The 4,232-nt window shown below is 73.5% G+C and carries 3 protein-coding genes; all 3 read left to right on the plus strand.

The genetic code is table 11. From position 1 onward, the window contains the following. Window positions 1-372 precede the first annotated feature (372 nt). Entirely contained in the window at window positions 373-642 is a 270-nt protein-coding gene (locus E1287_RS42250; protein ID WP_243719823.1) for a hypothetical protein, read from the plus strand. Between the two features lie 125 nt (window positions 643-767). Beyond that, window positions 768-1,043 (plus strand): DUF6504 family protein, encoded by a 276-nt coding sequence (locus E1287_RS42255; RefSeq protein WP_131971606.1) that lies wholly within the window; start codon window positions 768-770, stop codon window positions 1,041-1,043. A 1-nt stretch (window position 1,044) separates the two neighbouring features. After that, window positions 1,045-4,232, plus strand: a 3,188-nt coding sequence (locus tag E1287_RS42260; RefSeq protein WP_131971608.1) for a DNA polymerase III subunit alpha, incomplete at its 3' end; no start/stop codon positions are given.

Raw genomic sequence — 4,232 nt, forward strand, 5'->3', positions numbered from 1 at the left:
GGGGCCGGGGTCTGTGGGGCCTGACGGGTCGCCGGCGGGGACGGCGCTCATCGGCTCGCTCCTTCTATGCGCGTACGCGGGCGGGTGGACGCCCGTCCTCACAGAGGCTTCTATCACGGACGGGTCCTCCGCACGGGCGACGGGGTTCCAACGTCCGAAACGGCCTCGCGCGATTGGCGCATGTCGGCTCGGCGCGTCGCGGCGCTCCCTCCAGACCATCCCCGGCCGATCGGGAATCGGCAGTCCCACTCTCCGGAAATCCCCTGCGCACTCCGCGGATTCGGGTCATGCTGAGGGCCGGTCACCAATTGTCGCCGGACGGTCGCCGAAGGTCATCGCCCGGCGCCTCGGACCATGCTGAGGCAGGCTGATGTGTCAGTAGTCGGTGGGCGGGAGATCGCCGAGGTGCGCAGGCGCCACCTCGCGGCGCTAGCGCACGAAGTCGAGGCCCGGGGACTCTCCTGGAGGCTCGCCGGTCCCGAGGAGTCCTTGCTGAGCGTGTCCGGCACGCGGACGCGGCGCCAGATCATGGTCGTCGCGACCCCGTGCGGCGACGGCTGGTACTACCTGTGGCCGGGCGGCGGCATGGCCGAGGTCACCGAGGCCGCGACGGTCGCCGACCGCCTCGCCCGGCTCTGCTGACGGAGTCCGGCTGAGGTCCTCCTCACCTTGCTCCCGCGCGGGCGGCTTCCCTAGACTCGGACGCGAACGTTTGTTCGAATTCCCGCATGCTCTTCCCCCGTGCGGTGAGCGCGAGGGGGAGGCAGATGACACGCGTTTTCGGCGACCCGGTGGACGTCTGGGTGAGCGATGGACGTCCTGTCCGGTTCGTCTGGCGTGGCCGGCTCTACACCGTGCGGCGGGTGCTGGAGCACTGGGTCACGACCCGTGACTGGTGGCGGGAGCAGCAGCCCGAGCGCGAGGCCACCGGGGAGCGGGAGTTCTGGCGGGTCGAGGCGACCCCGGACCGGGAGATCGGCGTCTACGAGCTGCGTTACGACGTGGCCGCCGACAGCTGGCTGCTTTCCCGGGTATGGGACTGACGTGCACATTCACGTCGCCTCGTGCTATTCGCTGCGGTACGGCGTCGCGCCGCCCGCGGCGCTGGCCGAGCGCGCGGCGGGCCTCGGCATGGAGACGCTCGCGCTGACCGACCGCGACGGGCTGTACGGCGCCGTCCGTCACGTTCGGTCATGTGCGGACGCGGGGATCGGTGCCGTCGTCGGCGCCGATCTCAGGGTCGCGTCCACGGGCGAGGAACGGATCGTGGTGCTCGCCGAGGGCCGGGCCGGCTGGCGGTCGCTGTGCCGGCTGGTGACGGCGGCGCACGCGGCGGGGGAGCGCGGGAACCCCGTGGTCACGCGGCAGATGGTCGGCGCGCACGCGGAGGGCCTCGTCGTCCTGCTCGGCCCGGCGTCCGACGTGGGGCGCGCGATCACCGGCCGCCGTCCGGACGTGGCGGCGGCGCGGCTGGCGCAATGGCGCGCGACGGCCGAGACCGCGATCGAGATCGTCGACCACCATGATCGCGGCGATGGGCACCGGGCGGCCCGGATGCTCGCGCTCGCCCGCGAGGCGGGGGCGCCCGCCGTGCTGGGCAACGCCGTCCGCTATCTGGAGCCGTCCGACCATCCGGTCGCGCAGGTCCTGGACGTGACGCGCCGCCTCGTCCCGCTGGACCGGCGGCACCTCGACGACCGCACCGGGCACGCTTACCTGAAGTCCGTCCCAGAGCTGCGCCGCGCCGCGGAGCTGAGCTGCGGCCCGGACGAGGCGGAGGCGCTCCTCGCCGCCACCCGGCGGCTCTCCGAACGCTGCGTCCTCGACCCGGGCCGCGACCTCGGCATGGACGGCGTCCATCTCCCGGTCATCGAAGGCGACCCGTACGCCCGCCTCGTCGCCCGCTGCACGGACGGGCTCGCCCGCCGCCGCCTCGAAGGGTCGCGGAAGGCCGCCGCCAGGCTCGACGACGAGCTCGGCGTGATCGCCCGGAAGGGCCTGGCGTCCTACTTCCTCACGGTCGCGGACGCCGCCGCGCTGATCAGGTCGCGCGGCATCCGCTGCGCCATCCGCGGCTCCGGCGCGGGCAGCCTGGTCAACTACCTGCTCGGCATCGGCGACCTCGATCCGCTGCGGCACGACCTCGTCATGGAGCGGTTCCTCGCCGACAGCCGCGACGGCCTCCCCGACATCGACCTGGACGTCGAGTCCGCCCGCCGCCTGGAGGCGTACGAGGCGCTGTTCGACCGGTTCGGCGCCGAGAGCACCGCCTGCGTGTCGATGATGGAGACCTACCGGGCGCGCAGCGCGCTCCGCGACGTCGGCAACGCCATCGGGCTCCCGCCGCTGGAGATCGACGCGATCGCGAAGGCGTTCCCGCAGATCAGGGCCAGCCAGATCCGCGCGGCCCTGGACGACCTGCCCGAGCTGCGGCAGAGCAACCTGGCCAGCGGGCGCCTGGAGGTCATGTTCCGGATCGCCGAGCGCCTGGACGGCCTGCCCCGCCACATCGCCATGCACCCGTGCGGCGTCCTGCTGTCGAACCCGTCCCTGCGCGACCGGACGCCCGTCGAGCAGGCCGCCGTGGGGTTCCCGATGAGCCAGTTCGACAAGGACGACGTCGAGGCGATGGGCCTGCTGAAGCTCGACGTCATCGGCGTCCGGATGCAGTCGGCGATGGCGCACGCGGTCGCGGAGGTCGCCCGGCTCACCGGCCAGGCGATCGCGCTGGAGGACGTCCCGCGCGACGACCCCGCGACGTACGAGCTGGTCCGCACGTCCCGGACGCTCGGCTGCTTCCAGATCGAGTCGCCCGGCCAGCGCGAGCTGATCGGCCGGCTCCAGCCCCGCGACCTGGACGACCTCGTCCTCGACATCTCGCTGTTCCGGCCGGGCCCGGTCAACTCCGACATGGTGACGCCGTTCCTGGACGCCCGCGCCGGGACCCGCGAGCCCGCCTACCCGCATCCCGACCTCGAACCGGTGCTGCGGGAGAGCCTCGGCGTGATCGTCTTTCACGAGCAGGTGCTCCGCGTCATCGACGTGATGACCGGCTGCGGCCTCTCCCGGGCCGAGGCCGCGCGGCGGAGCCTCAACCACGAGCGGGGCCAGGCCGTGGTGGGCGCGTGGTTCCGCAAGATGGCGCTGGCGCGCGGCTACGACGAGGCGTCCGTCGAGCGCGTCTGGCGGATGCTGACCGCGTTCGGCGCGTTCGGGTTCTGCAAGGCGCACGCCGCGTCGTTCGCGCTGCCCACCTACCAGTCGGCCTGGCTGAAGCGGCACCACACGGCCGCGTTCTACGCCGGCGTCCTCACCCACGACCCCGGCCTGTACCCCAAGCGCGTCATCCTGGACGACGCGCGGCACTTCGGCGTCCCGATCCTGCCGCTGGACGTCAACAGGTCGTCCGCCGGCTGGCACGCCGAGCCCGTCTCCGAAGGCGGCCCGGCCGGGATCCGGGTGGCGTTGAGCGAGGTCAAGGGCATCTCCGACGGCGAGGTCACCAAGATCGTGACGGCCCGGCCGTACGCGTCGCTGGGCGACTTCTGGCGGCGTGCCCGCGTGTCCCGACCGACGACCGAGCGGCTGGTGCTGGCCGGCGGGTTCGACGCCGTCCATGACGTCCCGCGCCGCGACCTCCTCTGCCGGGTGGGCGCCCTGGAACGGGTGAACACCCGTCCCGCGCACGTCATGGACGGCCAGCTGCCCCTGGGACACGAGGACGGCCCGCTGCCCGGCCTGGAGGAGGAGATCCCCGCGGGCGAGTTGCCCCTGATGACCCCGGCCGAGGTGGTCGAGGCCGAACTGGACATCCTCGGCATGGACGTCAGCCGCCACGTCATCACCTTCTACGACGGGCTGCTCGCCGGGCTCGGCGTCGTCCGCGCCGCCGACCTGCCGGGACGTCCCGCCGGAAGCGAGGTGCTGGTCGCCGGCGTCAAGGTCGCCACGCAGACCCCGGCGGTCAGGTCCGGCCAGCGGGTGATCTTCGCCACGCTGGACGACGCGACCGGCCCCGTCGACCTCACGTTCTTCGAGTCCGTGCAGGACAGATGCGCCGCGACGGTCTTCGGCTGCTGGCTCCTGGTCGCGCGGGGGCGCCTCCGCCGCGCCGGGGCCCGCGCCGTGTCGATCATCGCGGACGGCTGCTGGGACCTGAACGTCCTCCACGAGGAGTGGCGCCGCGGCGGCCCGGACGCCGCCCGCGCCGCGATGGCCGCCCCGTCCCCGCC

Source organism: Actinomadura sp. KC06, assembly GCF_004348735.1.
Classification (GTDB): domain Bacteria; phylum Actinomycetota; class Actinomycetes; order Streptosporangiales; family Streptosporangiaceae; genus Spirillospora.